Origin of the sequence: Paucibacter sp. TC2R-5 (genome assembly GCF_025717605.1) — a bacterium.
Lineage (GTDB): Bacteria > Pseudomonadota > Gammaproteobacteria > Burkholderiales > Burkholderiaceae_C > Paucibacter_A > Paucibacter_A albus.
The window spans coordinates 405,189-431,807 of record NZ_JAJIRQ010000002.1 but is presented as its reverse complement, the minus strand read 5'-3'; the positions used below and the strand labels follow the sequence as shown (position 1 = coordinate 431,807).

The 26,619-nt window shown below is 63.7% G+C and carries 21 protein-coding genes and 1 riboswitch; of the genes, 10 read left to right on the top strand and 11 right to left on the bottom strand.

All coding sequences use genetic code 11. The features are described 5' to 3' along the window. Nucleotides 1-32: 32 nt before the first annotated feature. A complete protein-coding gene (locus tag LNV08_RS05595; protein ID WP_263532682.1) occupies nucleotides 33-3,959 on the top strand; it encodes a CHASE domain-containing protein in 3,927 nt (1,308 codons plus the stop codon). A 115-nt stretch (nucleotides 3,960-4,074) separates the two neighbouring features. Here the strand turns inward: LNV08_RS05595 and LNV08_RS05590 are convergent, their stop codons facing one another. Next, entirely contained in the window at nucleotides 4,075-4,575 is a 501-nt protein-coding gene (locus LNV08_RS05590; protein ID WP_263532681.1) for a Dps family protein, read from the bottom strand. 184 nt (nucleotides 4,576-4,759) lie between these two features. Next, nucleotides 4,760-4,848: riboswitch (cyclic di-GMP riboswitch) on the top strand. Between the two features lie 152 nt (nucleotides 4,849-5,000). Between LNV08_RS05590 and LNV08_RS05585 the strand changes: the two genes are divergently transcribed. Continuing rightward, entirely contained in the window at nucleotides 5,001-6,686 is a 1,686-nt protein-coding gene (locus LNV08_RS05585; RefSeq protein WP_263532680.1) for a pre-peptidase C-terminal domain-containing protein, read from the top strand. A 75-nt stretch (nucleotides 6,687-6,761) separates the two neighbouring features. On the opposite strand, the gene LNV08_RS05580 is transcribed toward LNV08_RS05585, so the two are convergent. From LNV08_RS05580 to LNV08_RS05535, 10 genes are all read right to left on the bottom strand, one after another. Beyond that, nucleotides 6,762-9,494: a diguanylate cyclase domain-containing protein gene (locus tag LNV08_RS05580; RefSeq protein ID WP_263532679.1), complete on the bottom strand. Its 2,733-nt coding sequence runs from the start codon at nucleotides 9,492-9,494 to the stop codon at nucleotides 6,762-6,764. A gap of 115 nt (nucleotides 9,495-9,609) precedes the next feature. Further along, a complete protein-coding gene (locus tag LNV08_RS05575; RefSeq protein ID WP_263532678.1) occupies nucleotides 9,610-10,578 on the bottom strand; it encodes a hypothetical protein in 969 nt (322 codons plus the stop codon). A 45-nt stretch (nucleotides 10,579-10,623) separates the two neighbouring features. Then, nucleotides 10,624-11,091 carry a hypothetical protein gene (locus LNV08_RS05570; protein WP_263532677.1) on the bottom strand — a complete coding sequence of 156 codons (468 nt, stop codon included), beginning with the start codon at nucleotides 11,089-11,091 and terminating at the stop codon, nucleotides 10,624-10,626. A gap of 31 nt (nucleotides 11,092-11,122) precedes the next feature. Then, nucleotides 11,123-12,025: a transporter substrate-binding domain-containing protein gene (locus LNV08_RS05565; protein WP_263532676.1), complete on the bottom strand. Its 903-nt coding sequence runs from the start codon at nucleotides 12,023-12,025 to the stop codon at nucleotides 11,123-11,125. A gap of 12 nt (nucleotides 12,026-12,037) precedes the next feature. Next, on the bottom strand, nucleotides 12,038-12,682 hold the full coding sequence (locus LNV08_RS05560) for a DUF3011 domain-containing protein (protein WP_263532675.1): 645 nt from the start codon (nucleotides 12,680-12,682) through the stop codon (nucleotides 12,038-12,040). Between the two features lie 33 nt (nucleotides 12,683-12,715). Then, complete coding sequence (locus LNV08_RS05555) at nucleotides 12,716-13,402, bottom strand: OmpA family protein (protein ID WP_414858685.1); 687 nt, start codon at nucleotides 13,400-13,402, stop codon at nucleotides 12,716-12,718. 124 nt (nucleotides 13,403-13,526) lie between these two features. Next, entirely contained in the window at nucleotides 13,527-14,369 is an 843-nt protein-coding gene (locus LNV08_RS05550; protein WP_263532674.1) for a methylated-DNA--[protein]-cysteine S-methyltransferase, read from the bottom strand. A gap of 16 nt (nucleotides 14,370-14,385) precedes the next feature. Further along, nucleotides 14,386-14,862, bottom strand: coding sequence for a DUF1203 domain-containing protein (locus LNV08_RS05545; protein WP_263532673.1), 477 nt, complete (start codon nucleotides 14,860-14,862; stop codon nucleotides 14,386-14,388). Nucleotides 14,863-14,909: 47 nt separating this feature from the next. Further along, complete coding sequence (locus tag LNV08_RS05540) at nucleotides 14,910-17,744, bottom strand: ATP-binding protein (RefSeq protein WP_263532672.1); 2,835 nt, start codon at nucleotides 17,742-17,744, stop codon at nucleotides 14,910-14,912. Then, nucleotides 17,741-18,661: a hydrogen peroxide-inducible genes activator gene (locus tag LNV08_RS05535; RefSeq protein WP_263532671.1), complete on the bottom strand. Its 921-nt coding sequence runs from the start codon at nucleotides 18,659-18,661 to the stop codon at nucleotides 17,741-17,743. Before LNV08_RS05535 ends, LNV08_RS05540 begins: the two co-directional genes overlap by 4 nt. A 162-nt stretch (nucleotides 18,662-18,823) precedes the next feature. Here LNV08_RS05535 and panB point away from each other — a divergent pair, with 162 nt between their 5' ends. The 8 genes from panB to yegQ all read left to right on the top strand — a co-directional run bounded on the left by panB (nucleotide 18,824) and on the right by yegQ (nucleotide 26,602). Further along, nucleotides 18,824-19,633: a 3-methyl-2-oxobutanoate hydroxymethyltransferase gene (gene panB / locus LNV08_RS05530; RefSeq protein WP_263532670.1), complete on the top strand. Its 810-nt coding sequence runs from the start codon at nucleotides 18,824-18,826 to the stop codon at nucleotides 19,631-19,633. A 24-nt stretch (nucleotides 19,634-19,657) separates the two neighbouring features. Beyond that, on the top strand, nucleotides 19,658-20,491 hold the full coding sequence (gene panC / locus LNV08_RS05525; RefSeq protein ID WP_263532669.1) for a pantoate--beta-alanine ligase: 834 nt from the start codon (nucleotides 19,658-19,660) through the stop codon (nucleotides 20,489-20,491). A 252-nt stretch (nucleotides 20,492-20,743) separates the two neighbouring features. Next, the gene (locus LNV08_RS05520; protein WP_263532959.1) at nucleotides 20,744-21,256 is read left to right on the top strand and encodes a peptidylprolyl isomerase; all 513 of its coding nucleotides are present in this window, start codon (nucleotides 20,744-20,746) and stop codon (nucleotides 21,254-21,256) included. A gap of 109 nt (nucleotides 21,257-21,365) precedes the next feature. Continuing rightward, nucleotides 21,366-22,043 (top strand): peptidylprolyl isomerase, encoded by a 678-nt coding sequence (locus tag LNV08_RS05515; protein ID WP_263532668.1) that lies wholly within the window; start codon nucleotides 21,366-21,368, stop codon nucleotides 22,041-22,043. 32 nt (nucleotides 22,044-22,075) lie between these two features. Further along, nucleotides 22,076-23,155, top strand: coding sequence for a hypothetical protein (locus tag LNV08_RS05510; protein WP_263532667.1), 1,080 nt, complete (start codon nucleotides 22,076-22,078; stop codon nucleotides 23,153-23,155). Nucleotides 23,156-23,173: 18 nt separating this feature from the next. Next, nucleotides 23,174-23,803, top strand: a complete 630-nt coding sequence (locus LNV08_RS05505) for an ATP-binding cassette domain-containing protein (protein ID WP_263532666.1) — start codon at nucleotides 23,174-23,176, stop codon at nucleotides 23,801-23,803. A 191-nt stretch (nucleotides 23,804-23,994) separates the two neighbouring features. Next, nucleotides 23,995-25,095, top strand: a complete 1,101-nt coding sequence (locus tag LNV08_RS05500; protein WP_263532665.1) for a cytochrome-c peroxidase — start codon at nucleotides 23,995-23,997, stop codon at nucleotides 25,093-25,095. Between the two features lie 145 nt (nucleotides 25,096-25,240). After that, nucleotides 25,241-26,602 carry a tRNA 5-hydroxyuridine modification protein YegQ gene (gene yegQ / locus LNV08_RS05495; RefSeq protein ID WP_414858684.1) on the top strand — a complete coding sequence of 454 codons (1,362 nt, stop codon included), beginning with the start codon at nucleotides 25,241-25,243 and terminating at the stop codon, nucleotides 26,600-26,602. The last annotated feature ends 17 nt before the right edge of the window (nucleotides 26,603-26,619 follow it).

The following is a 26,619-nucleotide window of genomic DNA, read 5'->3' as shown; positions in this document are numbered from 1 at the left end:
ACCGACCGGCATCGCCGAGAACGGAAACCCGCATGGCGTTGTGGCAGCGATTTTTGGCGCGTTCCGGTGGCAAAGGGCAGACGCGGCTCGTTTTGCTGCTCGGCCTGGGCTTATCGGCGGCGGGCGGCTTGTGGCAGCAGCGAGCGATTCGGGCCGATGCTGAGGCCGAGTTCTTGCGCAATGTGGAACGTACAGGCAGCGAGCTTGAGCGTCGCTTTGCTCAACCTATCTACGGTTTGAAGGGCTTGCGCGGCGCCTATGCGTCCAGCCAAGCCCTGCGTCAGCAACTCACACGGGCCGAGTTTCGCGCCCATGTGGATTCGCGCGATCTGGCCACCGAGTTTCCCGGAGTGCGCGGCTTTGGCTATGTCGAGCATGTGTTTCGCTCCGAGCTGGAGCGCTTTGTGGCCGCCGAGCGGGCCGATGGTGCCGCCGACTTCGCGATTCGCCAGATGGCGGACACGCACCACCCCGACCTGTTCGTGATCAAGCGGATCGAGCCGGCGGCCAACAATAGCGGGGCCTTGGGTCTGGATATCGGCTCCGAAGCCTTGCGCCGCGCCGGCGCCGAGTTGGCCGCAGGCACCGGCCTGCCCACCATCACCGGCGCTATCGCCTTGGTGCAGGATCAGAAGCAGACCGCCGGCGTGCTTTTGTTTGTGCCGGTCTACCGGCGCGGCGTGCCGCTCGACAATGCCGAGCAGCGCACCGCTGCCTTGTTGGGCCTGCTGTCCGCACCCATCGTGCTGAACGAACTCTTGGGCGATATGCCGGATGTGAAGTCGGGCCGTATCGATTTTGAGCTTTACGACGCGCGCCCCGGCACCCCCCTGGGTGCGCCGATCTTTGATGGTGACGGACATGTCGCGGCCTTGGGGCCGGGTCAGGTCGATTCCGTCGGGCGGCGCTTCAGCCATCAACGCAGCCTCAAGCTTGTCAACCGCGAGATGACGCTGCGCATGAACAGCACGCCGCAGTTTGATGCGGGCCTGGACCGCAGCACGCCCTGGCTCTTGTTTGCTGTGGGTGCCTTGGCGACCGGTTTTTTGGCCGCGATGCTGCGTCAACTCGGCCATGGGCGCGAGCTGGCCGAGGCCAAGGCGGCGGCCAAGACGGTCGAACTCGAGGCAGCGCAGCGCGACAACCAGGCCTTGTTGAGCACGCTGAATCTGGCCGCTATTGTCTCGGTGGCCGACAGAGCCGGCCGCATCACCATGGCCAACGAGGCCTTTTGTCAGATCAGCGGCTACACACAGCAAGAGTTGATCGGCCAAACTCACCAAATCGTGAACTCGGGCCTGCAGCCGGCGCAGACTTGGTCCGAGATCTGGCAGACCATCAGCGCTGGTTTTGCCTGGCGTGGCGAGGTCTGCAACCGCGCCAAAGACGGCTCGCTCTACTGGGTCGACACCTTTATCGCGCCGGTGCTGGGGGCGGACGAGCAGATCGAAAAATACATCGCCATCCGCACCGACATCACGGCCAATAAGAAGGCCGAGGAGGCGCTGCGCTGGAATGAGTCGCTGCTGGAGATGATGTCGAACAGCTCGCCGCTGGCCTTTTTTGTGGTGGACAACCGCAGCGACAAAATCCTGTACTTCAACCAGCGCTTTTGCGAGCTTTGGGGCATGGCGCATCTGGCCGAGCCGATACGCCGCGGCGAGCTCAAAAACATCGACACCATGCCGACCCGGCGCGCCTTGGTGGTGGATGAAGCGGGCTTCACCAGCAAGTATCTGAGCTTGCAGGATGAGGGCAATCAAGCGCAGTTCGAGGACGAAATCGCCTTCAAGGACGGCCGCACGATACGCCGCTTCTCGACCCAGATTCGCGGCGACGACGGCCGCTACTTCGGCCGCTTCTTTATTTTCGAAGACGTCACCGAGCGCAAGCAGGCCTTGCTGGCGCTGCAAGATGCAAGAGCTGCGGCGGAGGCTGCCTCGACCGCCAAGAGCCAATTCCTGGCCAATATGAGCCATGAAATCCGCACGCCGATGAATGCCATCCTGGGCATGTTGACGCTCTTGCGCAAGACCGAGATGACGCCGCGCCAGGCCGACTATGCGGCCAAGAGTGACGGCGCGGCGCGCCAGCTCTTGGGGCTGCTGAATGAGATTCTGGACTTCTCCAAAATCGAGGCCGGCAAGATGGAGCTGGACCCGCAGCCCTTCGGCCTCGACCAGCTGCTGCGCGATTTGGCGGTGATCTTGGCGGCCAATGTGGGCGCCAAGCCGGTCGAAGTTTTGTTCGATATTGACCCCGCCCTGCCGCAGCGCCTGATCGGTGACGCGATGCGCTTGCAGCAAGTGTTGATCAATCTGGGCGGCAATGCGATCAAGTTCACGCCCAGCGGCGAGGTACTGTTGCGAGTGCAGCTCCTGCAGCGCAGCGCGGCGGAAGTGACGCTGCAATTCAGCGTCCGCGACAGCGGCATCGGCATTGCGGCCGAAAACCAGACACGTATTTTCAGCGGCTTTACGCAGGCCGAGTCATCCACCACGCGGCGCTTTGGCGGCACGGGCCTGGGTGTGGCGATCAGCCAGCGCTTTGTGGCGCTGATGGGCGGCGAGCTGACGCTGGAGAGCGAACTCGGGCGTGGCAGCCGCTTCGCTTTCACCATCAGCCTGCCGCTGGCGCCCGATCAGCAGCAGGGCGACGCCCCGGCGAAGGGGGCGGCGTGGCGCACCCTGATTGTTGAAGACAACACGCATGCGCGCGTGCTGCTGGCTAGCATGGGCCAATCCTTGGGCTGGCAGGTCGAGCAGGCGGCCAGCGGCGCCCAAGCTCTGAGCTTGATGCAGGCCGCAGCGCGGGCGGGCATGCCCTATCAGCTGGTGTTTGTGGATGGGCAGATGCCGGGGCTGGACGGCTGGCAGACCTGTCAGCGCATTGCCCATCTCGGGCTCAAGGGCGATGCGCTGGTGCTGCTGATGGTGACGGCGCAGGGCCGTGACCTCTATGCGCAGCAAGTCCAAACCGAGCAAGACAGCGTGGACGGCTTTGTGCTCAAGCCGCTGACGGCGTCCATGCTGTTTGACGCTGCGCTGGCCGCCCGCGAGGCGCGCACCCAGGCTCAGCCCAAGCGCCGTGCCGGCACCGCGCCGGGCGAGCAGCGGCTCGCCAAGCTGCGCCTGCTGTTGGTGGAAGATAACCCGAACAATCAGCAGGTCGCGTCCGAGCTGCTCACGGACGAAGGCGCTGTGGTCGAGATTGCCAACCACGGCCGCGAGGCGGTCGAGCTGCTGGTGGCGACGCCGGAGGCCTTCGATGTGGTCTTGATGGACCTGCAAATGCCGGTGATGGATGGCCTCAGCGCCGCGCGCTTCATTCGCCAGGACTTGGGTTTAAGCCGTTTGCCCATTGTTGCGATGACCGCCAATGCGATGAGCTCCGACCGCGAGGCCTGTTTGGCCGCCGGCATGAACGACCATATTGGCAAGCCCTTCAACCTGGATGAACTGGTGCGCGTGCTGCGCAGACTGGGCGGCTTGGAGCAGGGGCCGGCCGAGGCCATGCCAGCGAGCCCTGCTGTGACCGTGGAGGCCGCGCCTGCCGAGATCGACCCGGCGCAGTCAGCGGCCTCGGAGGCCGGCGTGGACCTGGAGCTGGCGCTGCGCCGGCTTGGTGGCAAGCGGGCCAGCTATATCCGCTTGCTCGGCAGTTTTGTGCGTGATTTGGCCGCCTTGCCGGAGCAGCTGCGCAGCCAAGTCGAGCAGGGTGACTTTGAATCGGCCACGCGGCTGCTGCACACGCTCAAGGGCACTGCGGCCACGCTCGGTGCGACTGGCATGGCGGGCGAGGCGGGCGAGGCCGAAGCGCGCCTGGGCGCCTGGCGCCAGCAGCCGCCCGCCGATGCCGCCGAGCCGGCGCAGGTCTGCGAGGCCAGCTGTGCGCTGATGACCACAGCGCGGCCGGTCTTGCTGCGCCTGCATGAGGTCTTGCTGGCGCAGCAGGGCTAGCTGCTATTCAGTCCTCCAGCAGACTCCTGAGCATCCACGCTGTTTGTTGGCTGCGCCGACACACGACCGGCGCTGCGCGCCTGCACCACCTGCTGCGCAGGCAGTGCTTGGATGCTCAGTCTTCCAACAGACTCCTGAGCATCCAGGCTGTTTGTTCGTGAATGGTGAGTCGCTGAGTCAGCAGGTCGGCGGTCGGCTCGTCCGAAGCTTCGCCAACGACGGCGAACAAGGCGCGAGCGGTGCGCGCCACGCCTTCATGGCCCTCTACCAAGATGCGCACCATCTCCAGCGCCTTCGGCGGCTTGGTCGGTGCGTCGGGCAGCGAGCTCAAGGCGGCGAACTGCGCGTAGGAGCCGGGCGCCACATGGCCGAGGGAGCGGATGCGCTCGGCGATCGGGTCGACCGCGTTCCACAGCTCGGTGTACTGCAGCATGAACATCTGATGCAGGGTGTTGAACATAGGCCCGGTCACGTTCCAATGGAAGTTGTGCGTGGTCAGGTAGAGGGTGTAGGTGTCGGCCAGCAGCTTGGACAGGCCCAGGGCAATGGCTTCCCGGTCCTTGGCACTGATGCCGATATTGATGGCATCAGACTTGGCGGCAGATTTCTTGGCCATAGGAGGCTCCTCTCGGTGGTTGGTACAAGGTCTTAGGCAATAGGCAGCACTATAGGCCAGCAAAAACGCCTGCCGGCGTGGCGCGAGGGCCAGGGCTTTTGAGCAATTCATCACATCAGCCCCGGCGCTGTAGAGCTTGCCCGCAAATAGCGCTATCCAGGCGTCGATGCGCCCCCTAAACTGCAGTCATTCAGGGCACACCCGAGCGAAAGCCGGGGTCGCAAAGCTTCCGGTCTACAGCTATTCATCAGCCAAGACAGCGGGGTTGCCAAGCCAAAGCGGGCACCAAGCCTGCACTCCCAGCGAGGGGCTTGAGCACCACTCCACCGTGCTGGCAGCAATACTGCTGATCTCCCCGCTTTGACTGACCTCGCCGCTCCAAGCTGTGCCTTGAGTTCTACCCTCAAAGCCGGAGCGCTCACCTCATGTCTCAGCAGCCTACTCGCCAGCCAAACGCCTTCAAATCCCTGCAGGTGCAGCTGCGCAAAGCGCCTCTGTGGGCGCGTACCTTGACAGGCACCGCGGTGATCGCCTTGGTCGGTGGTGTTACCTTGAGCGTGGTGGCTGAGCCGCAAAGAGAGGCCGTACAGCTGGCTCAGGCCGCAGCACCATCGAGCCCCGCCATCGCGCTGCCGCTCGCAAGTGGCAAGGCTGACGCCGCTCCTGCAGCACCGGCCCCAGACGTTCAAACCGCTGCGCTGGCCGCGCCGGCGCCGCAGGCGATCAAGGGTTTCGAGATGCCGGCCGATTTCATCCCCGCCAACAGCGAAGGCTCGACCGAGAACGCGCCCTTTGGACGTATCAAGCTGGCGGCGCTGAGCAATGGGCAGCAGGCGATTGATGGGCTCGGTGGCAATCTGCCAGCCGTTGCAGCCTGGTACGGCAAGAGCCCCGAAGAATTGACCACACTGCTGCGCAGCGACAACACCGTGTTCGTTGACACCAGGGGCCGCCTCTTGTTCATTGACGCTGGCGCGGGCAAGGCCGATGTCAGCCTCAAGGACGCTCACACCCATCATGTCAGCGACGCGAATATGGGCGTCACCGAGGCGGGAGACAAGGCCACCATCGGCGTGCCTTCGACCGGCGGCGCACCGTTCCCGCTTGACCAGACCTTCGCGCTGCATTCGCGCAGCAGCGCTTCGCGCATCATCTATCTGAACTTCAAGGGCGAGGGCGCCAAGCCCGCCTTCGATCTGGACAAGCTGCCGCGCAGCTTCAGCGCGGTCGAGCAGGCGATGATCCAGAAGATCTGGTTGCGGGTCGCGGAAGACTATGCCAGCTTCGATGTCGACATCACCACCGAGGCGCCCAGCAGCGTTGTGGGCAAGACCGGCGTGACCATTCTCATCACCAGTGAAACCAGCGCTTCGGGTGGCTATGCCTATCTGAATTCTTTCGCGGCCTTCAAGGCCAGTCCGGCACCGGCGTTTTGCTTCCAGAACAATCTGGCCAATGCCGAAAAGCCGATCGCCGAATGCCTGTCGCATGAGTTGGGCCACACCCTGGGCCTGCATCACCAAAGCACCAGCGCCCAAACCTATTACGGTGGCGCCGGTGACGGTGACACTGGCTGGGCGCCGATCATGGGCGTGAGCTATTACAAAAACCTCACGCAATGGGCCAAGGGCGAGTATGCCGGCGCGACCAATACCGAAGACGCCTATGCGGTGATGAAGAAGCAAGGCCTGCCGGCGCGCGTCGATGATCACGGCAACACCACGGCCACGGCCAGCGCCATGTTGCTGAGCCAAGCCAACGGCCTGGCCAACCTCAGCCGCACCGGCGTGATCGAAACGCCCACGGATGTCGATGTGTTCAGCTTTGTCGCCGGTGCCGGCGCCATCAGCTTGACCGTAGCACCCTCCAACTGGAGCGGCAACCTGGACGTGGCATTGGAGTTGAGGGACGCCAGCGGCAAGACCGTGGCCACGGCGAACACCCTGGACAAGTTGGACGCCAACATCTCCGCCAAGCTGGCCACGGCAGGCACCTACTACCTCTTTGTCAAAGGTGCCGGCAAGGGCGACCCCAAGACCACGGGTTACAGCAATTACGGCTCTATCGGCCAGTACAGCATCAGCGGTAAGGCGCCCTTGAAGCTCAAGTAAAGCGAGCCCCATCGTTGGCCGGGCCACGGGCCAAAAAAACAAGCCGCCAATCCTGGCGGCTGTTTTCGTGGCGGCTCAGGCCATGGGCCGCATCGATTCGATCCGCAGCCATCCGGCGTTAGCACTGGCCTGCGGTGACAGCAAAAGTTCGCTGATATCGCCCACGGTCGGGGTTTGCGCCGTGGCGCTTAAACCCACCCAGGTGTTGCGGCCGCTGCGCTTGGCCATATAAAGCGCCTGATCCGCCAGGCCGACCACTTGCTGCCAATCCAGCCGTTCGGGCTGCGAGGGAACAAAGGGCAGGGTCGCAAAGCCGACCGAGCATGTCAGTGCTAAGCGCGCGGCGGCCTCGATGTCGAAGGGCTGCTGCGCCACCGCCGCGCGTATGCGTTCGGCGAAGTCCGGGGCTGCACTGGCGTTGGTCGCCCTTGCCACCACCAAGAACTCCTCGCCGCCCCAGCGCACCAGATAGTCCGAGTCGCGGCAGGCCTGTTGCAGGCGTGCGCGCATCTGCACCAGCACCGCGTCGCCTGCCGGATGGCCCCAGTCGTCATTGACGCGCTTGAAGTGGTCGATGTCGACCAGCAAAAAGATCAGGTCGGCATCCTGCGGCGCGGGCTGTTCGGGGTGGCGCCGCCAGTCTTCGTAGTGGCGCAGGCATTGGCTGATTTCGCCTGCCAGGTTTTGTTCCAGGAAACGCCGGTTGCGCAGGCCGGTCAGCGGGTCGGTGAGGCTGATGTCCTTGAGCGACTGGTAAGCGCGTTCCAGCTCCTGGTTCTTGTCCAGCACCTCAGCCTGCGCTTGATGCAGGCTGACCAGCGTGGCCTCCAGGCGCCGATAGTTTTGCGCGTTATCGATCGCGATCGCGCCATAGGCCGCCAGGCTGCGGAAGATCAAGCGCTCGCGGTCGGCATAGGCATGGGCTTGCGTCGATTGGATAGACATCACGCCGAGCAACTGCTCACCCGAAATCAAGGGCATGAACATCGCGCTGAGCGTCTGCAGCGTGCCCGGAATCGGATTGTTCTTGCCGCTTGAGGGATCGACCTCGATAAAGACCTCGCGGCGCTGCGCAGCGCAGCGAACGATATTGGCCGTCGGGTGAGACATCGGCGCGCTGAAGCTCGCCAGCCGCCGCCCATCCTCCGCACCATAGGCCAAGAGCAGGTTCTCGCCCGCCGCGTCGAGCAAATAGACGCTGAAATGATTGGCCCGCAAGAGCCCGTGCACATTGTGGTCCAGCGTGTCGTAGACCGCCTGCTCTTGCAGGTGGCCGGTGATTTCTTGGCCGATCTGGCTCAGCCGTTCCAGCGTGGCGCTGGTCTGACTGAGCAACTCACCGCGCTCGGTGTGGAACTTTGTTTCCAGCAAGATCAGGCGTTTGCTGACGTCTTGTTTGTGCACGGCTTCGCTGGCGGCGCGCGCTTTTTGAGCATAGGCATAGGCTTGCGCGTGGTCGCCGAGCTTGGCGTATTCGGCCGCGATCGCGTCAAACACGCTGGGCGGCACGCTGGACTGTTGCTCGGGCGAAAAAGCCGCCAAAGACAGCAGCAAATAGTGCAGGCTGGGGCTGGCTGCTTGCATGTCCGGCGGCGCCGGCAAGTCATGCTGGCTGTACAGCGTGGCCAAGGTTTGCAGCGCATCCGACAGATGCAAGGGCAGGTCGGCCTCCCGGACCAGCTGCAGCGCCGCATGGGCGGCGACCAAAGCCTCATGCGGCCGGCCCAGCTTGGACAAGGACAGCGCCTCCACCGCCATCATATTCAGACGCAAATCCAGCGGGCGCGGCGCGGCCGAGGGCGCATCAAACTGCCGCGCAGCCTCCAGCGCGGCAGCGGGCTGCTTCAGGTCGCGCTGCAGCTCGGCCATATAGACCAGGCCCAGCGCATAGGTGCGCGAGCTCTGCAGCGGCGCGAGCAAGGGCAGGGCTTCGTCCAGGGCGGCTTGCGCCGCTTCAAACTGGCCCAGCGAGCGCTGCACGCTGCTGACCTGCAGCAGCGCATTGCCCAGCACCAATGGCCAGCCGGTCGGGCGTGCCAGTTCCAGGCTGCGTTGCATCCATTCCAGCGCCTGGGTGTCGTCGTTGAGGTTGGCGAAAGCAACGCCCAGCATCGTCATCGACAGCGCAATCTGGCGCACCATGCCGGCCCGCTTGAGCGCGCTGACGGTGTGACTGCAGACGCGAAACACGGTCGCAAAGTCAGACGTTTGCAGCGCTTCGAAGGTCAGGAACTCATTGCACATCACATGCAGGGCCGGGTGCACCGGCTTGGCCAGCAGATCGCGCACATGTGCGCCCCATTGCGCAGAGGCGGAGGCGATGTTTTGCCGTAGCGCGGCGTGCGCGATGCAGAGCTGGGCGAACTCCATGCGGAAGTCGTCGCCGCTGCCTACCGCCATGGCGGCCGTCGCATCCAGCTCGGCGCAGCGCCCCGGGAGGTCGCCCCGATCGCCGGCGATATGGGCCAGCAGCAGGTGGGCATCGGCCAAGATCAAGACATCGGACAGCGTCCGTGCGGCCGGAATGATGGTGCGGGCCTGTGCTTCGGCCAAGTCTAGCTGGGCAAACAGCCAGTGACATTCGGCCAGCAGCAGCTGCAGGCGCAGGCGCAGCCGGGCACTTCGCTGATCGTTCGATTCAGACAATTCAGCCAGGGCCTGCTCGGCCAAGCGGCGTGCCCGGCCGCTGTCGCGCTCACGCAAATGCCAGGCCAAAGCAACGCGCTCCGCGATGCCGGCCCGAGCGCCTGCGCTCACGACCGCCGCGTCGAGCTTGGCGTATTCTTCGTCGCTTAAAAAAAGATCCATCGGCGCATTCCTCTCCACTGGATCAGCATAGCGGATTGGCGGCGCCGAGCAGCGCGAAGAAAAGCCCGAAATCCCTCGCTATGCGAGCAGAAGTCGGGCTTGGTGGCTTGAGCCTTCAGCGCTTGATTTCGCAGGCCTTCACGCGGCCGGGGTAGGGGTCGGCGCCGAAATAGTTGTTGCGGCAAGGTATGCCGTTGGTTCCGTCGCGGTAGACGTAGCGACCCGATGCGCCATAGCGCACTTGCGCGAAGCCTCTGAAGTCACAGTTTTCATTTTCCGCCGCGCAGCGGGTCCAGCTGCCCGAGTCGCTGTCGCCGTCGCCGCCGTAGTTGCCGACCTGCACCTCGCAATGCTTCAAGACGCCGTCTGCCGGGTCACCAAAATTCCGCACATTGCAGGCCACATCGCTCCTCGCCGAGCGCATCTTCCAGTTGTGGCCATCACCGAAGCGCACCTGGCCGTTGCCCTTGATGCGGCAGGTGTCGTTTTCCGCCGCGCAGTAACGCCAACCCTTGCTGGATGAACCCGAGCCCCAGCCCGCCCAGGAGCCCTGGTTGCTGTTTTCATGGCCTTGGTTACCGGAGCGGCGAATTTCGCAGAACTTGGTCACGCCGCGCACCGGGTCACCGAAATCCGAAACATCGCAGCGAACGCCGCCGTAAGCGGTGCGGCTGACAAACCTATTGCCCTGCCCGAATCGCACCTCGGCCGAGCCCTTGAACTGGCAGTACTCACCTTCGGCGGCGCAAAAACTCCAACCCATGGCCGAGCCAGGGTAGTTGCCATTGCCGTCGTTGCCGCTGGTGCGGACTTGACAGCGCTTGGGCACGCCCGGAGCGGGGTCGCCAAAGGTGTCGTTATTGCAGTCCACATTGTTGGAGACCGTGCGGTTCGTCCAGCGGCCATCGGCGCCGTAGCGCACCATCGCCCGGCCGGAGACGCGGCAGGTCTCATTCTCCTCGGCGCAAGTGCGCCAGCCGTCTTCGTAGGCCTGGGCCGCTTGAGGCGCGGCAAAGCCGACGCATGCGGCAGCGGTCAAAAGAAGTGCCTGAAGCAGGCCACGGGTTCGCGTTTCTAAACTCACGGGAGTCTCCTGATTTGCCATCGCGGGGCTTGATTTGATCTCAATCTACTCGCTGACGATCTGACCCTTGGTGCCGGCATCCGAGTCGTTCCAGACGTCCTCGCCTTGCAAGCGGCGATCGCCCTGAATCAGGAAGGTGATGGTGCCGGTTTTGAACATCAGCCCACCGTCACTGCGTTTGGCTTTGACCTTTTTGCCGTTGACCCAGACATGCTCTTTGGCATCGATGCGTATGGCGGCCACGGTGGCGCCGCTGTCCGACTTGGCGACCCATTGGCCGGCGTAGGGGTTGGCGGCAGTGGGCTTGGCTTGAGGTGCAGGCGCGGCAGCTTCGTTGACGAAGCCGGCTTTGGCGTTCTCGGCCTTGGTCTTGGTGATGTCGCAGCCTTGGCCTTCAGAGATCTGTGTGCAGCCGGAGCGATCTAGCTGCTGCGCGTACTTGGCACTGATGGCGAAGGCGCTGGACTGAATGGACAGGGCCAAGATGGCCAATGCAAATGGTTTCGTGTTCATTGCAATTTCTCGTTTGAAATGGATTGGGTCTTCAGGGTGTTGGTTCGGGCGCGAGGCTCCAGTGCAGCAGGCGCTCATCGAGCCAGCCGGCTTGGCGCTGGATGGCGATCCAGGTGTTCAGAAAGCTCAGGAAATCGGGGTCGCCCTTACGCACCGCCAGGGCTGCCATCGTGCTGCCGACCGGCAGCTGGAAAGGCAAATAGAGCTCGGGCACGGCGCGCGCAATCGCTGCTGGCGTCAAGGTTGCCAGCAGCGCCACCTGGGCTTGGCCCTTGAGCACCGGGCCGAAGGGCTCGCCCTCGACCTGCAAGAGCTTGGCGCGCGGAAACAAACGCTTGGCCAGCGCGACCTCGGGTGTGCCCGCGCCGACGGCGACCGTCACGCTGGGCTGATTGACGTCGAGGACGCTGTTCAGTTTGTTGGCGTGGCGCTTGCTGGCGACGATATGCACGCTCTCGGTCGCCGTCGGCTGGGTGAAATTAACCACCAGCGCACGGGGCGTCGTGACCCACAAGCCGCTCGCAATCAGATCAAAACGCTGATCGATCAAATCCGGGATGATGTCGGCCCAAGTGGTGGGCACAAACTCGACCGCCACACCCATGTCATCGGCCAAGCGCCGGGCGATGTCGACGCTATAGCCGCTGAATTCACCCTTGGCATTGCGCATCACCATGGGCACCACCGGCACCACGCCAACACGCAAGACGCCGCGCAGGCGCAAGGTGGCGAGGGTGTCGACTGCGGGCGGGCGCATCACGGGTGGCGCCAGCTCCTGCATCGCAGGGCGTGGGGCGAGGCCGGTGGGGTCAAAGAAGGCGGAAGCTTCGGGTGCCGACGCTGCGGGCTGACTTTGCGCTTGAGCGTGGGCCTGAACGGCCAGACTCAGACCGATGCATAGCAAGGCAGCTTTGCGTAGAAAGTTGTTCAGCATGCTGGCCTCGTTTCAGTAGCCGCCGCCGGCCAGATTGAACTGGACGCGGTGCTGGGGGTTGTTGACGTCAACGGCGAGAAAGCCCTGGCCCTGACGGCTGATCTTGAAGCGCTGGCGGCCGGCTTGCAGTTGGTCGCCGCTGAGCTGGCCGGTGAACTCGTTGTTGCCGGCGCGGCCTTTCACCGACCCGCCGGGCAGGATGGTCAGCTGCACATTGGTGCGCTCGACCTCGTCATAGCCGCTGAAGCTGCCGACCGACCAGTTCTGTACCTCGCTGCCTTCTTGCGTGGCTTGCTGATTGCGGCTGGAAGCCATGGCCGCGAGGGCTGCCAAGCCCACCACTGCCACGCCAATGCCAATCGCCTTGTCGCGGCTGTGGCGGCGATCATCCTTGCCGACACGGAACTCGGCCGCGCAGCCGTGATCCACCCACACGCCATAACGGTCATAGCCCCATGAACGGTTTTCGCGGCAGCTGATGCTGGATAACTGCCGCGTCAGCTCGACCCGGTCATCGGTGTCAACCCGGCAATAGCGGTAGTTGTAGCCACGCGACTCACAGCGTATGGTTTGTTCGGCCCGCGCCGGCAGCGGCGTCGCCACCATCGCCACGCAAATCAGCCCGCTCAAGGGCCGCGTCAGGAAATGTCGAATCATCTGCCTCTCCAATGAATCGTTTGCAGCCGAGCCTCAGTAGCCGTTGCTGGGCTGGACCTCGCGCAAGAAGATCTCAACCCGGCGGTTGCGTGCTCGGTCTTCGGCCGAATCGTTGGACACCAGCGGCTCACGCGCGCCGCGCCCGGCCACCTCGATGCGCTCACCCTTGATGCCGCGGTCCTCCAGGAAACTGCGCACGCTTTCGGCGCGGCGCAAGGACAGCGGGTCATTGATGGCGTCGTTGCCGGTGTTGTCGGTATGGCCCACGATGCGGATTTTGGTGTTGTTGCGATCGCGCTCCAGTCCGTTCGCAAATGCTTCGAGTACCGGGCGCAGTTTGGGCTCGAGTGCGGCGCTACCGGTGGCGAAGGAGATGTCGCTGGGCACTTGCAGCTTGAGTTGGTTGTCCGGTGTGCGCGTGACCTGCACGCCGGTGCCTACTGTGGCCTGTTCCATCGCGCGGCGCTTGTCTTCCATATGCTTGGACCAGAGGTTGCCGCCGACTGCACCTGCCACTGCACCAATTGCCGCCCCGGTACCGGCCTTGCCGCCGGTGGCCGAGCCGATGATGGCGCCGGCCACGGCGCCTATCGCCGCTCCCTGCGCCGTGCTTTGCTGCTGCTGATCCATATTGGCGCAGCCTGAGAAGCTGCCTGCGCCGGCAGCCAAGCAGGCCAGCAAACCGGCCTTGAGGGTAAAGGGGCGCGTTTTGTGCTGCATCGCTGAGTCCAATCTGGCTGGTTTGCACTTATGGGTACCGGGGCGAGTTCAGCATATCACCAACGTAACGCCATAAGATGACGGTCTCGATGCGCGAACTTGATGCGCCCGACGCCGCCCTCAGCTAGCCAGCTCTTGCCAGCTCCAGCCCCAGCAGCGCCCGCTTGGTCTGCGGCCCCCAGCGGTACTCGCCAAAGTCCGCATTCGCGCGTATCACCCGGTGGCAGGGGATCAGATAGGCAATCGGATTGGCTGCCACGCAGCTTGCCACCGCGCGCACCGCCTTGGGCGCGCCGACCAATTGGGCCAACTGCCCATAGGACAAGACCTGACCCTCGGGCACGGTCATCAAGGCTTGCCAAACTTTCAAACGCAGCGCTGTGCCCGACAAGGCCAAGCCAAGGGGCCGGCTCGGGCCCAGGCCTTGCATGCGGCGCTGCAGTTCGGTGATGACGGGCGCCAGCCCGGCGGCGTCTTCCTTCCATTGCGCTAGCGGCAGCTTTGCGGAAGCCGAGGCGATCAGCTGCGTGGCCGTGGCGCCGTGACTGAATACCAAGGACGTCACGCCGCGCTCGCTGGCCGCCAGCCAGATTGTTCCCAGCAAGGTCTCGGCCATGGCCCAGCGCAGGCGCAGGCCGGCGCCGCCTTGCTTGAACTCCCCCGGCGTCATGCCCTCAGCGCCTATGAACAAATCATGCAGTCGCGACGGGCCTGACAAGCCCGCGCCCCAGGCTGCCTCCATCACCGAGGCCGCTTGACTCAAGCTTTGCTTGGCACGCTCAAGCGCCAGCGCCTGGCTGAATTCCTTGGGCGTGACGCCCGCCAGGCTGACGAAGCTGCGCTGGAAATGGAAAGGGCTGAGGCCGGCTTCGTCGGCCAGAGTCTGCAAGGGGGGCGCTTCATCGGCCCCGGCCAAACGCTCAATGGCGCTGCGAATGCGGCGATAGCCGCTGTTTGTTTCGTCCATGATGGCGGTGCTGAGTTCAGGCCCAACGGGCCCGGGCGGCATAGCAGCCCGCGCGCGCATAGTGGATATTGACGAAGGCGCTGCCCGGCAGTTGGAGCAGGCGTTCGATCAAGGCCTCCACCTGCTGGCCTTCGCTGACATCGCAGGCCAGCATCCAGCCGGCCGCGTCGTAAGCGCGCAATGCCAGCAAGCGCCGGTGTAGCGAGTCGGGCACTTCGCCGGGCTGCAGCATGGCCTCGCTGGCGTCTTGGCACACGAAGATCGGCCCGCTGCTGCGGTAAGGGGTGGCCAGAGTGTGATGGGCAAAGGGCAGCAGCAGCACTTCCTCGCCCGGCTCGGCGTCCATCAGGCTGACACGGCAAGGTGCGTCATGCAGCTCGGCAACGATGCGGCGTTGAATGTGGCGGCTTTGCAGCTCTGTATCGGGCAAGGCGAACAAGGCTGAGAAGTTGGCGGCGGGCAGGCCGTCGATTTGGAATTGGCGAGCTGACATGGCGGAAGTCCAGGGCTGTTGAAGTGTCGGCATTGTCAAAAACAAGGCTAACTTTGCCCACCCGCTTCTTGCGCCTGTTCTTCGGCCAGCCTGGGCGCCCGCAAGGGCAAACTCAGCACAAAGCAGCTGCCTGCAGCGGCCGAGCTGTCCAGCGTCAGACTGCCGCCGAGCAGATTGCTGGCGATGTTGTGGCTGACCGAGAGCCCCAGCCCGCTGCCGCCTTGGCCGAACTTGGTGGTGAAAAAGGGCTCGAAAATGCGCGCGGCATGGGCGGCACTGATGCCGAGACCGTTGTCTTGGAAACGCAGCTCGACCTGCTCCGACTTCAACAGCCGCGCGCTCAAGCGCATCTCGCCGTCGCGGCGCTCACCGAAGCCGTGCACCATCGAGTTCTCGATCAAATTGCTCAAGATCTGGCCGAAGGGGCCGGGGAAGCTGTCGAGCAGGATGTCGGGTGGGATGTCCAGCGTCAGACTGTGGCCGCGCTTGCGTATGCTGGCCTGCAGCGTCGCGGCAACCTGCTCGCATAACAAAGCCAAGTCGAAGGGCCGGCGCTGTTCGGCCGTGCGGTCCACCGCCACTTGCTTGAAACTGCCTATCAACCTCGCAGCATTCTCCAGGCCCAAGGTGATCAGCCTCGTCATCGCCTTGGCTTCGCTGAAGTAACTCTCCAGTTCACTGCGCCTCAGCGCTTTGCTGGTGGCGGCACGTTCTACTTCGACGGTTCTCTGCTCCAGCGTGCTGGCCATCAAGAGGCTGTTGCCCAGTGGTGTGTTGAGCTCATGCGCGATGCCGGCCACCAGCGCGCCCAGGGCAGCTAGCTTCTCGCGCGCCAGCAGCTGGCTTTGCGCCAGCTGCAAGTGCCGGTAGGCGCGCGCGTTATCGAGTGCGATGGCGGCGTAAGCATTCAGGGTCCGGAACACCATGCGCTCATGTTCGCCGTAAGCCTCGGCCTGCGGCGACTGCACCGTCACCACGCCCAGCAGGCGTTCGCCGATCAAAAGCGGCGCAAACAAGGCGCTGAGCGTGCGCATGGTGCCGGGCACTTGGCTGGGGTCGCTGCCGTCGGCAGCCAATTGCATAGACAGCTCGGCGCGTTCGCGCGCGCAACGGGCGGCGTTGGAGCTGGGCGCATCGAGTGCAATATGGCTGGTCGGGATAGGCTCACCGTCCTCCAGGCCAAACACCGATTGCAGGCCCTGGCCTTCTTCGTCGAGCAAATAGATCTCAAAGGCACGCGCGTCCAGCAGCGCCGGAATGTGCTGGCTCAAGGCCGCAAACACCGACGCCATATCGAGATGTTGCGTCAGCTGCTGGCCGATCACGCCGAGCTTTTCCAGCGTCGCGTTATTGCTTTGCATCAGCGCTGCTTTTTGCCGCTCGGCCTCGGCGAGTTGCTGCAAATGTGCGGCCTGGGCGCGTGCGCTCTCGCTCAAATTGCGCAGCTGAATCGATTCGAGCCGATTGGCAGATTCGCGGCTCAGCGACTGGGCGCGCGAGTTGGCCGCGAGCTGGCTGGTTTCGAAGGCCTCGCTATAACGTCCGGCGGCGGCATAGGCTTTGGCCAGCGCGTTCAGCAGCTCACTCGTGTTCTTGTAGCCGACGATGGTTTTGGCGCGTTCCCGCGCCAGTTCAAGCTGCGGCAAGCCCGCGCCTTCGGGCGCGCCGGGTCGAGATTGGGCAATGCGTGCCAGCAGCAGCAAGAGTTCCACCTCGGACTCACCCGCACCCCGGGCGACGGCATTGTTCAGCGCGTCTTGCGCGCATTGCTCGGCCTGTGCCAAGTCGCCCAAATCCAGCAGCGCATGTGCGAGGCCGCGCTGTGCGGTCAGGCGCAGATCGACATGGGTGCCCAGCACTTGCATCTCGGTGAAGAGCCGCCGTGCTTCCTCGGGCTGCTGCTTGGCGAGGGCCAGCTTGCCGAGATAGTTCAAGACGACCGCGAAATTGCGTGATTCGGGCCACGCGGCCAGACAGTCTTTGGCGGCCGTCAACTGCTGTTCGGCCAGATCAAGGCGGCCCAGCAGGCGCAGGGTCTCGCCGAGCTGCATTTGGCAACTCGCGATGCTACTGGGCCAGCCATGGGTTTGGGCCAGATCAAGCCCGCGCTCCATCCAAACCAGCGCGGCCTGTGGGTCGTTCAGATCGTTGAAGATGCTGCCCAGATTGACCTGAGCAATGATGGCCTCACGGATGTAGCCGGCTTGTAGCAGCGGCTCGATCACGGATGAGAAAGCCTGGACCGACTCGCTGGGCTTGCTGGCCCGCATGGCGCGCAAGGCTGTGTAGAGCTGCATGGCGGCGGCCACCGGCGCCGGCTGTGCCGCGCTGTCTTGGTTAAAGGCGTCGCCCCACTGCTGCTCCGCCGCATCGGAGTCGATAAAGCCGGCGAAACGGGCTTGGCTGCATTGCAGAATTTGCTCTCGGCTGCTGTCCCCGGCTCGGGCGGCGTAGCCCACGCCGCGTGCCAGCCAGGTGCAGCAGCCTGGGGTGTTGCCGGCCGCAGTGGCCAGTTGCGACAAAACCCAGCAGCTGTCGGCGGCACTGATCCAGTCACCCGCTGCCTCGGCGGCATTCAAGACAGCGCTGGCCAGCGCTTCGCCTTGGGCGGCTTCATTGCGCAGGCGGCGCACGTCAATACGCGTCAGCTGCAAGCGCCAAGCACTGCGCAAGGCTTGATGGGCCGGCAAATGCTGCAAGCCCAGCTCGGCTTGGTCCGCCAGGGTCAGCGCCAAAGCCGAATTGCGCTCCCGCTGGTGCCAGGCCAGATTCGCCAGCTGGCGAGTTTGCTCAGGCGCGGGCAGCGTCGGGAGGGCTGCGGCCAGCGCTTCGACGGTGCTGTTCAGCGCATACAGCGCAGGGGTCTCGTCGTGCTCGTTCATGAGAGCCGTTTCACACCGGCCAGCTCGCAGCCATAGACCGCATTGCGCAGCGCGGCAATCGCCTCGTAGCGGGTGAAGGTCTTGCGCCAGGCCAGCACAACGCGGCGCGTCGGCACCGGCGCGGCAAAGCGGATGTAGCGCAGATGCGGCTGCGCTTCCTTGGGCACGCTCAAGCTGGGCACCACGGTCACGCCCATGCCCGAGGCGACCATATGTTTGATGGTCTCCAGTGAGCTGCCCTCGAAGCTCTTGCGTATGCCTTCGGCATCGCTGGAGAAGCGCGCGAACTCAGGGCAGACCTCGAGCACATGGTCGCGAAAGCAGTGGCCGGCGCCCAGCAGCAACATGGTTTCTTGCTTCAACTCCTCGGCGCTGACTTCGCTGCGCTCGGCCAAGCGGTGGCCGGCCGGCACAGCAATCATGAAGTCTTCGTCATACAGCGGCGCGATCGCCAGGCCCGCATCGGGGAAGGGCTCGGCCAGCACCGCGCAGTCCAGCTCGCCGGTGCGCAGCATCTCCAGCAGCTTGGAGGTGAAGTTCTCCTGCAACATCAGCGGCATCTGCGGGTAGCGCTCGATCACGCCCTTGACCAGCGCCGGCAGCAAGTAGGGGGCGATGGTGTAGATCAGCCCCAGCCGCAAGGTGCCTGCCAAGGGGTCTTTGCCGCGCTTGGCAATCTCCTTGATAGCGCTGGCCTGCTCGATCACCGACTGCGCCTGGCGCACGATCTCGTCGCCCAGCGGCGTGACGCTGATCTCATTGGCCCCGCGCTCGAAGATGCGCACATCCAGCTCTTCCTCGAGCTTCTTGATCGCCACGCTGAGCGTAGGCTGTGACACATGGCAGGCCTCGGCGGCGCGGCCGAAGTGGCGTTCGCGGGCAACGGCAACGATGTAGCGCAACTCGGTCAAGGTCATGCGGGGCTTCCTCCAGGGTTTGCATTGTGCTTGGCTTTGGATTCAGCCCCCTAGAGCAAACCCTTGGAGGCCCGGCTACACTGCGGCCAAACTTGGGGGCGGTGTGCGTCAAGTCCTAGCGGACACGCCTCTTGAACAAGACTTGATGACCGAGGTGCCCACATGACCGAACGCAAACCGATGAGCCTGCAGCGCCTGCTGGACATGCATGCCAGCGGCGACAAGATCGCCATGCTGACCTGCTATGACGCTGCTTTTGCCAGCTTGCTGGACGATGCCGGTGTCGATGTGATGTTGGTCGGTGATTCGCTCGGCAATGTCTTGCAGGGCCAGACCAGTACCGTGCCTGTGAGCCTGGACGAGATGGTTTATCACACCCGTTGCGTGGCGCGCGGCCGCAAGAGCGCCTGGATCATTGGCGACCTGCCTTTCGACAGCTATCAAGCTTCGCTACAAGAAGCCTGGAAGAGTGCGGCGGCCCTGTTCAAGGCTGGCGCACATATGGTCAAGCTTGAAGGCGGCGGTTGGACCGCGCCGGTGGTGCGTTTCTTGGTCGAGCGCGGCATTCCCGTCTGCGCCCACTTAGGCCTGACGCCACAAACAGTCACCATGCTGGGGGGCTACAAGGTACAGGGCCGCGAGGAAGCGGCTGCCGCGCTGATGAAGCAGCAAGCCCAAGAATTGGTCGCGGCCGGCGCACAAATGTTGGTGCTGGAAATGGTGCCCTCAGCCTTGGCCACAGAGCTGACGCAGACGCTGGGCATCCCGGTGATAGGCATTGGTGCCGGTGTCGGCTGCTCGGGTCAGGTCTTGGTGCTGCATGACATGCTCGACGTCACGCCGGGCCGGCGGCCTCGCTTCGTCAAGAACTTCATGCAGGGCGGCGCGGGCTCGGTGCAAGAGGCGGTGCGGCGCTATGTCAGCGAGGTCAAGGCGCAGGCCTTCCCGCAGGACGAGTTGCACGGCTATTAAAAGTCACTGAGCGAGTTGGCCCCTATGCAAATCATCCACACCATTTCCGAGTTACGGCTGGCCTTGGCTGGCAATAGCAGCCGCGCTTTCGTGCCAACGATGGGCAGCCTGCACGACGGCCATCTGGCGCTGGTGCGCCAGGGCCGGGCGGCCGTCGGAGCGGGCGGCCTGGTCGTGGCCAGCATCTTCGTCAACCGCTTGCAGTTCGCGCCGCACGAGGACTTTGACCGCTACCCTCGCACCTTGGAGCGCGACGCAGCGTTGCTGGCCGGCGCCGGCTGCGACATCGTTTTTGCGCCTGCCGAGGGCGAGTTGTATCCCGAGACGCAGGGCTACAAGATCCATCCGCCGTCCGAGCTGTCGGACATCTTGGAGGGCCATTTCCGCCCCGGCTTCTTCATCGGCGTGTGCACGGTGGTGGCCAAGCTGTTCAATATCGTCCAGCCCTCGATCGCCTTGTTCGGCAAGAAGGACTATCAACAGCTGATGGTCTTGCGCCGCATGGTGGCACAGATGGCTTTGCCGATTCAAATCATCGCCGGCGAAACCCAGCGCAGCCCCGAGGGCCTGGCGCTGTCATCGCGCAATGCTTATTTGAGCGAGGCCGAGCGAACTGAGGCGTTGCGTCTGAGCCAAACCCTGCGGGCGCTGATTGCGCGCTGGCAGGCGGGTGAACGCGATGTGGCCAAGCTGGAGTCCGAGGCCATGCAACATCTGCGTTCGAACGGTTGGCAGCCCGACTATGTGTCACTGCGCCGTCAGCATGATCTGGGCGCGCCGCTTGAGGGCCAGCCTTTGGTGGCGCTGGCGGCGGCCAAGCTGGGGGCGACGAGGTTGATCGATAACCTCGAAATCTAGGACCGGGCGCTAGGCGCAGATCCTGACTCCGCCGCGCGGTCAAAATACCTGCTTTGCGTAGATACTCCGCAAGGCCTATTTCTCTCTTTTTCCTTTGTCATGCTGCCCATGAATTTGCTCAAAACTCTTGTTAAGCCCTTGCTTATTTGCGGTGCCTTCGGCGCCCTGACCTTGTTGTCCGCCTGCGGTGGCGGGGGTTCCGACTCAGGCACACCGGTTGTGCCGCCAGCGGCGGTGGTGCCCGAAGTAGCAATGACCTTCACCCATAAAGTCCGGGTCACTACGAGTAAAGGCGTGTTCGAGTTGGGCCTGGATGCCACCCATGCGCCTATCACCACCACCAACTTTTTGAAGTATGTGAATGATGGGTTCTATAACGGTACGGTGTTCCACCGTGTGATCAAAGGATTTATGAGTCAAGGCGGCGGTTTCGTGCGCGGCGCCTCGGGCCTGACCGAGAAAACCGGCACCGCCGCAGCGATCAAGCTTGAAAGCAATGTGGGCTTGCGCAATCAGCGCGGCACTTTGGCCATGGCGCGCACCGGCGTTCCTGATTCGGCCACGGCCCAGTTCTTCATCAACGCCGTGGACAATGCATTTTTGAACTACCAAGATCCCAAGGCACAAGATCCCAATGGTTACGCCGTCTTCGGCAAAGTGACCAGCGGTATGGACGTGGTGGATCAGATCAACGCCGTGGCCACTTCGAGCGACGTTCCGACAACGGATGTGACGATCACCAAGGTCGAGGTCATCGTTTTGTGATTTGATTTGTTGACATTCATGTTGCGGCCGAACTTGTAAGCGAAAGTTCGGTCCGTCAACTACCGGTGCAAGAGCGCGTTGAGACATTACTCATTTTGGAGTCAGCTCAATGCGCTTTTTTGCTTTGCGCGCGGCCATGGTCGCAGCGGTGGTTCTCCTAACGGCCTGTGGTGGTGGCAGCCCCGACGATGGCTACCGGCCGCCGCCGCTGCCCGTTCCCACACCCAACCCTTACCCCTATCCGAATACCTATAGCTGCAGCAACGAGGGCTTGATCAAGTCCGCGCTCAGCAGCTTGCCGACCGTCTGCATGTTGACCAGCAGCGGCGAGATCGTCTTCGAGCTTTATTCGGACACCGTCCCCAATACGGTCAATAACTTCCTGCGCTATGTGGCCGACGGCGCTTACAAGAACACCTTGTTCCATCAGGTGGACCGCGACTTCGTCATCCAGGGCGGCGGCTACACCAGCGGCATGGTCGAGCGTCCGCCCGCCTATGCGCCCATACCGCTGGAATCGCGCGAGTACAACCTGCCCGGCACCATCGCGATGGCTCGCCGCAGCGATCCCAACAGCGCCACCAACCAGTTCTTCATCAACGTGAAGGACAATAAGGAGCTGGACTATCAGTCCGCCGCAAAACCGGGTTATGCGGTCTTCGGCCGGGTGATTTCCGGCATGGCCACCGTGGAGGCGATCAATGCAGTGCCCGTCTATGTTTACAGCGATGCCGACCTGCGGCCAAGGCAAGAGGTCTTGATCTATTGGGTGCAACGTCTGAAATAGCCGCGGGGGCAGTCTCTTGCAGTCTGCTGCAAATGCGGCTGCGCTGGAGTGCGGCCGAGTTGAAGGCCTTGTTGCGTCGCTGGGCCGCCTTCATCGCGGTGGTGGCGGCCGTCTTGGGGCAATTCTTTGCGACGCTGATCGGCTGGCCCGCGCTGCCGCTGTTCTGGGCCAGCGAACAGCCTTGGCCGCTGGCGCTGGGGGCCGTGGTGCTGCACGCGCTGCCGGGCCTGTTGCTGTGCTGGGGTTTGCGCGAGCAACTGCTCCCTGCCCATTGGCTGGATGCCGAGCGCGCGCTGCCATTGCGGCGTATCGAATTGCTGCGCGCCGATCTGGCCGTGATCGGCCTGGCCTTGCTGCCGCTGGCCCTGCTCAACCTGATCTCAATGGCGGCCTGGCAGCATGCCGACCCCGCTTGGATGAGGGGTTTGTGGCCAAGAGCGATGGTCTATTTCGGCCTGTCGCTCGCGCTGGCCGCAGGCGCGGCGGCGCTGCTGATGCAGGGCAGACGCCTGCCGCAGGGTGTGGCGCAGTCGGCAGCTAGGCCGCAGGGCACAAGCGGCTCTGGCCGCCGCCTTGCTTCTGGTTTGTATCGCCTGTTTGGCGTGCACTGGCCGCTACTGGGCTTGGCCCTGTGGCGCGGCCCCGCCCGGCCGGTTTTGCATTTATGGGCCCTATCCTGTTTGCTGCTCGGCGCAAATCTCATGGCTGCGCTGATCTGGCCGGCGCAGGCTTCGTGGGTGCTGGCGGCCCACACCTTGCTGGTCATGGGGCTGAGTGCGCGCCTGCATGCCCAAGCCACGCGCTGCTATGCGCCGCTGATTGCTGCATCGCAGGCCTTGCCGCTTGCCGCCGGCTTTTGGCCGCGCCGACTTTTGCTGCTGGCCTTGGCGCCGAGCATATTGGCTTGGGGCTTCATGGCGGCGATGCTCTTGCTGGGCCCGTGGCGGCTCGCACCCTTGGCCGCACCTTCGTTCATGGTCTATGGGTTGTTGGCGCCGGCCTTGCCGATGATGGCCAAACAGGGCGATAGCGCCGAGGCGCGCGCCGGGCGCTGGCTTTTGGCTTGGGCGCTTTGGGTTGCGCTGGCCAGCGAAGCGCTGCTGAGCTCTTGATCAAGATCACAAATAACAATGCCGAACATCCCTGCCTTTTTGCACACCGAAGCGCTCAGTTATGCCTATAGCAATAGCGCCAGGCGCGTGGTCGACCTATGGAGCCAGACCTTTGAGCCCGGTCTGGTCTGGCTGCGCGGGCCCAACGGCAGCGGCAAGTCAACCCGGCTCAAGCTTTTGGCCGGCATGCTGCAGCCGCAATATGGCAGCGTCTGTCTTGCCGGTGTAGACCTGCTGCGCCAACCGCTGCAGTACCGCCGCATGGTCAGCTTCGTCGGCGCCGAGCCGCCGCCATTCGAGCATCTCAGCCCTGCAGAGCGCTTTGGCTTTCTGAGCAGGCTCTACCCAGATGCAGACAGGGCCAGTTGGCAAGCGCACATCGAGGGCTTTGGTCTGCAGCCCTTTCTCAATCAGCCGCTGCGCACGCTCTCCACCGGCACGCAGCACAAGGCCGCTTTGGCGGCGGCGCTGGCCTTGCAAACGCCGCTGCTGCTCTTGGATGAACCTTTGAATGCGCTCGATGCGGTCTCGCTGGCGCATTTGCGCGGCGTGCTCGGCGAAGCGGCCAATTCAGGTGAAAAAAGGCTTTTGCTGGTGGTCAGTCATGAGGATCTGGGCCTCGCGCCCAATGCCTGCATTGAGCTCTAGACAGCACGCCGAGGCCTGCTGCAAAATCCGCGCCCATGGACATCCAGATCAAGAGTAGCTTCGCTCACATACCGCTTTATATCGGAATTATGCTTGCCATGGCGCTATCCGCTTGCGGTGGTGGTTCGGGCGGTGCGACGGAGTCGGCCACGGCATCTCCAGCAACTGCACCTCCGCCCGGACCGGCCGCGATGAGTGCGAAAGCGCAGTTAGGTGAGAAGATTTTTCTAGATCAAAGCCTCAGCGGATCGGGCCGCCTGTCCTGTGCCAGCTGCCATGACCCTGCTTTCGCGCATGGACCGCCGAATGCCCTGGCGGTTCAAATAGGCGGTAGCCAGTCGAATCAAGCCGGCCTGCGCGCCGCGCCCTCGCTGCGCTATCTGGAGCGGCTGGGCGGCTTCAATGGCACACCGGCAAGCAAAGTCGAAGATCTGCGCGGTGGGCTGATGGCCGATGGGCGCGCCGACAGCCTTGCCGCCCAGGCGTTCCTGCCCTGGTTCAATCCGCGTGAGATGGACAACGGCTCGGTGGCCGACTTGGCGCGCAGGCTGCGCGGCGCCGCCTACGCCAGTCAATTCCTGACGGCCTTTGCAACACCGGCGGCGGACGACAGCACCTTGGTCACCCAGGCCAGCGAGGCTTTGCAAGCGCTGCAAGTCGAGGACACCCGGTTTCATCCCTATGACAGCAAGTCGGACTTTGTCCTGGCCGGCAAGGTTCGGTTCAGCCTGCCCGAGGGGCGCGGCCTGATGGTCTTCTCCGACAAGCAAAGCGCCAATTGCGCAAGCTGCCATTCGCCCGACCTCAGCAGCAGCGGTCAGCCACCGCTGTTCACCAACTTTGGCTATGCCGCGCTTGCAGTGCCGCGCAATACCAAGCTGTCGGTGAATCAGGATCCGAACTTTCGGGATCTCGGTTTGTGTGGCCCGAGTCGCACGGACCTGGCCGGGCGCACCGAGCTGTGCGGCTTCTTTCGCACCCCGGGGCTGCGCAATGTCGCTGAGCGCAAAGTGTTCTTTCACAACGGTGTAATGAGCAGCCTGGCCCAGGTGCTGGACTTCTACAACACGCGCGATCGTGAGCCGGCACGCTGGTACAGCAGTGCCGATGGGCAGACCGTGCTCTATGACGATTTGCCGCAGTCGCTGCAGGGCAATATCAATCAAGTCGCACCTTTTGGTGCGCAAGCTCGGCGCTTGAGTGCGCAGGAGTTGGCTGATCTGGAGTGCTTCTTGCGCACGCTCAGCGATGGCTATGTGCTCGGCGCGCCGTCTTTTGTAGGCTGCAACTAGGCAAATAGGCCCGCGAGCACTTCAGCAAGCTTGACCTGTCGCAAGCCAGATTGACCGCAGCTTGCATAGACTGCGCGGTTCGAAATTTCATTTTGTCGCCCGGCTATTCCTTGGCTTTTTGGGGCAGCCCGGGCTTTGTCTGACTATGGCGCAATCTATCAAATCCCCGGAGCTGCTGCTGCCGGCCGGTGACCTCGACCGCATGCGTGCGGCCTTTGACTTCGGCGCCGACGCCGTCTACGCGGGCCAACCGCGTTACTCGCTGCGTGCCCGCAACAACGACTTCAAGCTGGAGAACCTGAGAGCCGGCATCGCCGAGGCCCATGCACGCGGCAAGAAGTTCCTCGTCGCCAGCAACATCCTGCCTCATAACGACAAACTCAAGCGCTATCTGGCCGATATGGCGCCGGTCGTCGAGATGAAACCCGACGCGCTGATCATGGCCGACCCCGGCCTGATCATGATGGTGCGCGAGCGCTGGCCGGATCTACCCATCCACTTGTCGGTGCAGGCCAATACGGTCAACTTCGCCGGCGTCAAGTTCTGGCAAAAGCAGGGCCTGAAGCGGGTGATTCTCTCGCGTGAGTTGAGCCTGGACGAGGTGGCGCAGATTCGCCAGGAATGCCCGGACATGGAGCTCGAGGTGTTTGTGCATGGCGCGCTGTGCATCGCCTACTCGGGCCGCTGCCTGCTGTCGGGCTATTTCAACCACCGCGATGCCAACCAGGGCACCTGCACCAACGCCTGCCGCTGGGATTACAAGCTAGGCGACGCGTTTGAAGACGAGGCTGGTCAAGCGCAAGCGATCAAGTTCGACTTTCACAAAGCGGTGCAGCAAGCCGACCAAGATTTTGCCGCCGCCGGTGGGGGCGAGCGCCACCCGCTGGCCGACCAGACCTATCTGATCGAAGAATCGCAGCGTCCCGGCGAGTTGATGCCGATCCAGGAGGACGAGCATGGCACCTACATCATGAACTCCAAGGATCTGCGCGCGGTCGAGCATGTGCAGCGCCTGGTCGAGACCGGCGTCGATTCGCTCAAGATCGAGGGCCGCACCAAGAGCCGCTATTACGTCTCGCGTGCGGCGCAGGTCTATCGGCGTGCGATCGATGATGCGGTGGCCGGCCGCAGCTTCGATCCAACGCTGTTGGCCGAGCTGGATGGCCTGTCCAACCGTGGCTACACCAGCGGCTTCTACCAGCGCCACCGCAGCCAGGACACGCAGAACTATCTGGACGGGCACTCCAAGGCGCGGCGCAGCCAATACGTGGGCGAGGTGCGCAGCATTGACGCGCAGGGTTGGGCCGATATCGAGGTCAAGAACCGCTTCGAGGTCGGCGACCGCCTGGAGATCATTCATCCCAGCGGTAACGAGATACTTGAGCTGACCGAAATGCGTGGAAAGTCCGGCGAGTCTGTCAAAGAAGCCGCCGGCAATGGCGTGACGGTGGCTATACCGCTGGAGGCACGCTACCAGGGCGCCTTGATCGCACGGCTGCTGGCTTAGTCAGGCTGGCAGCCCGC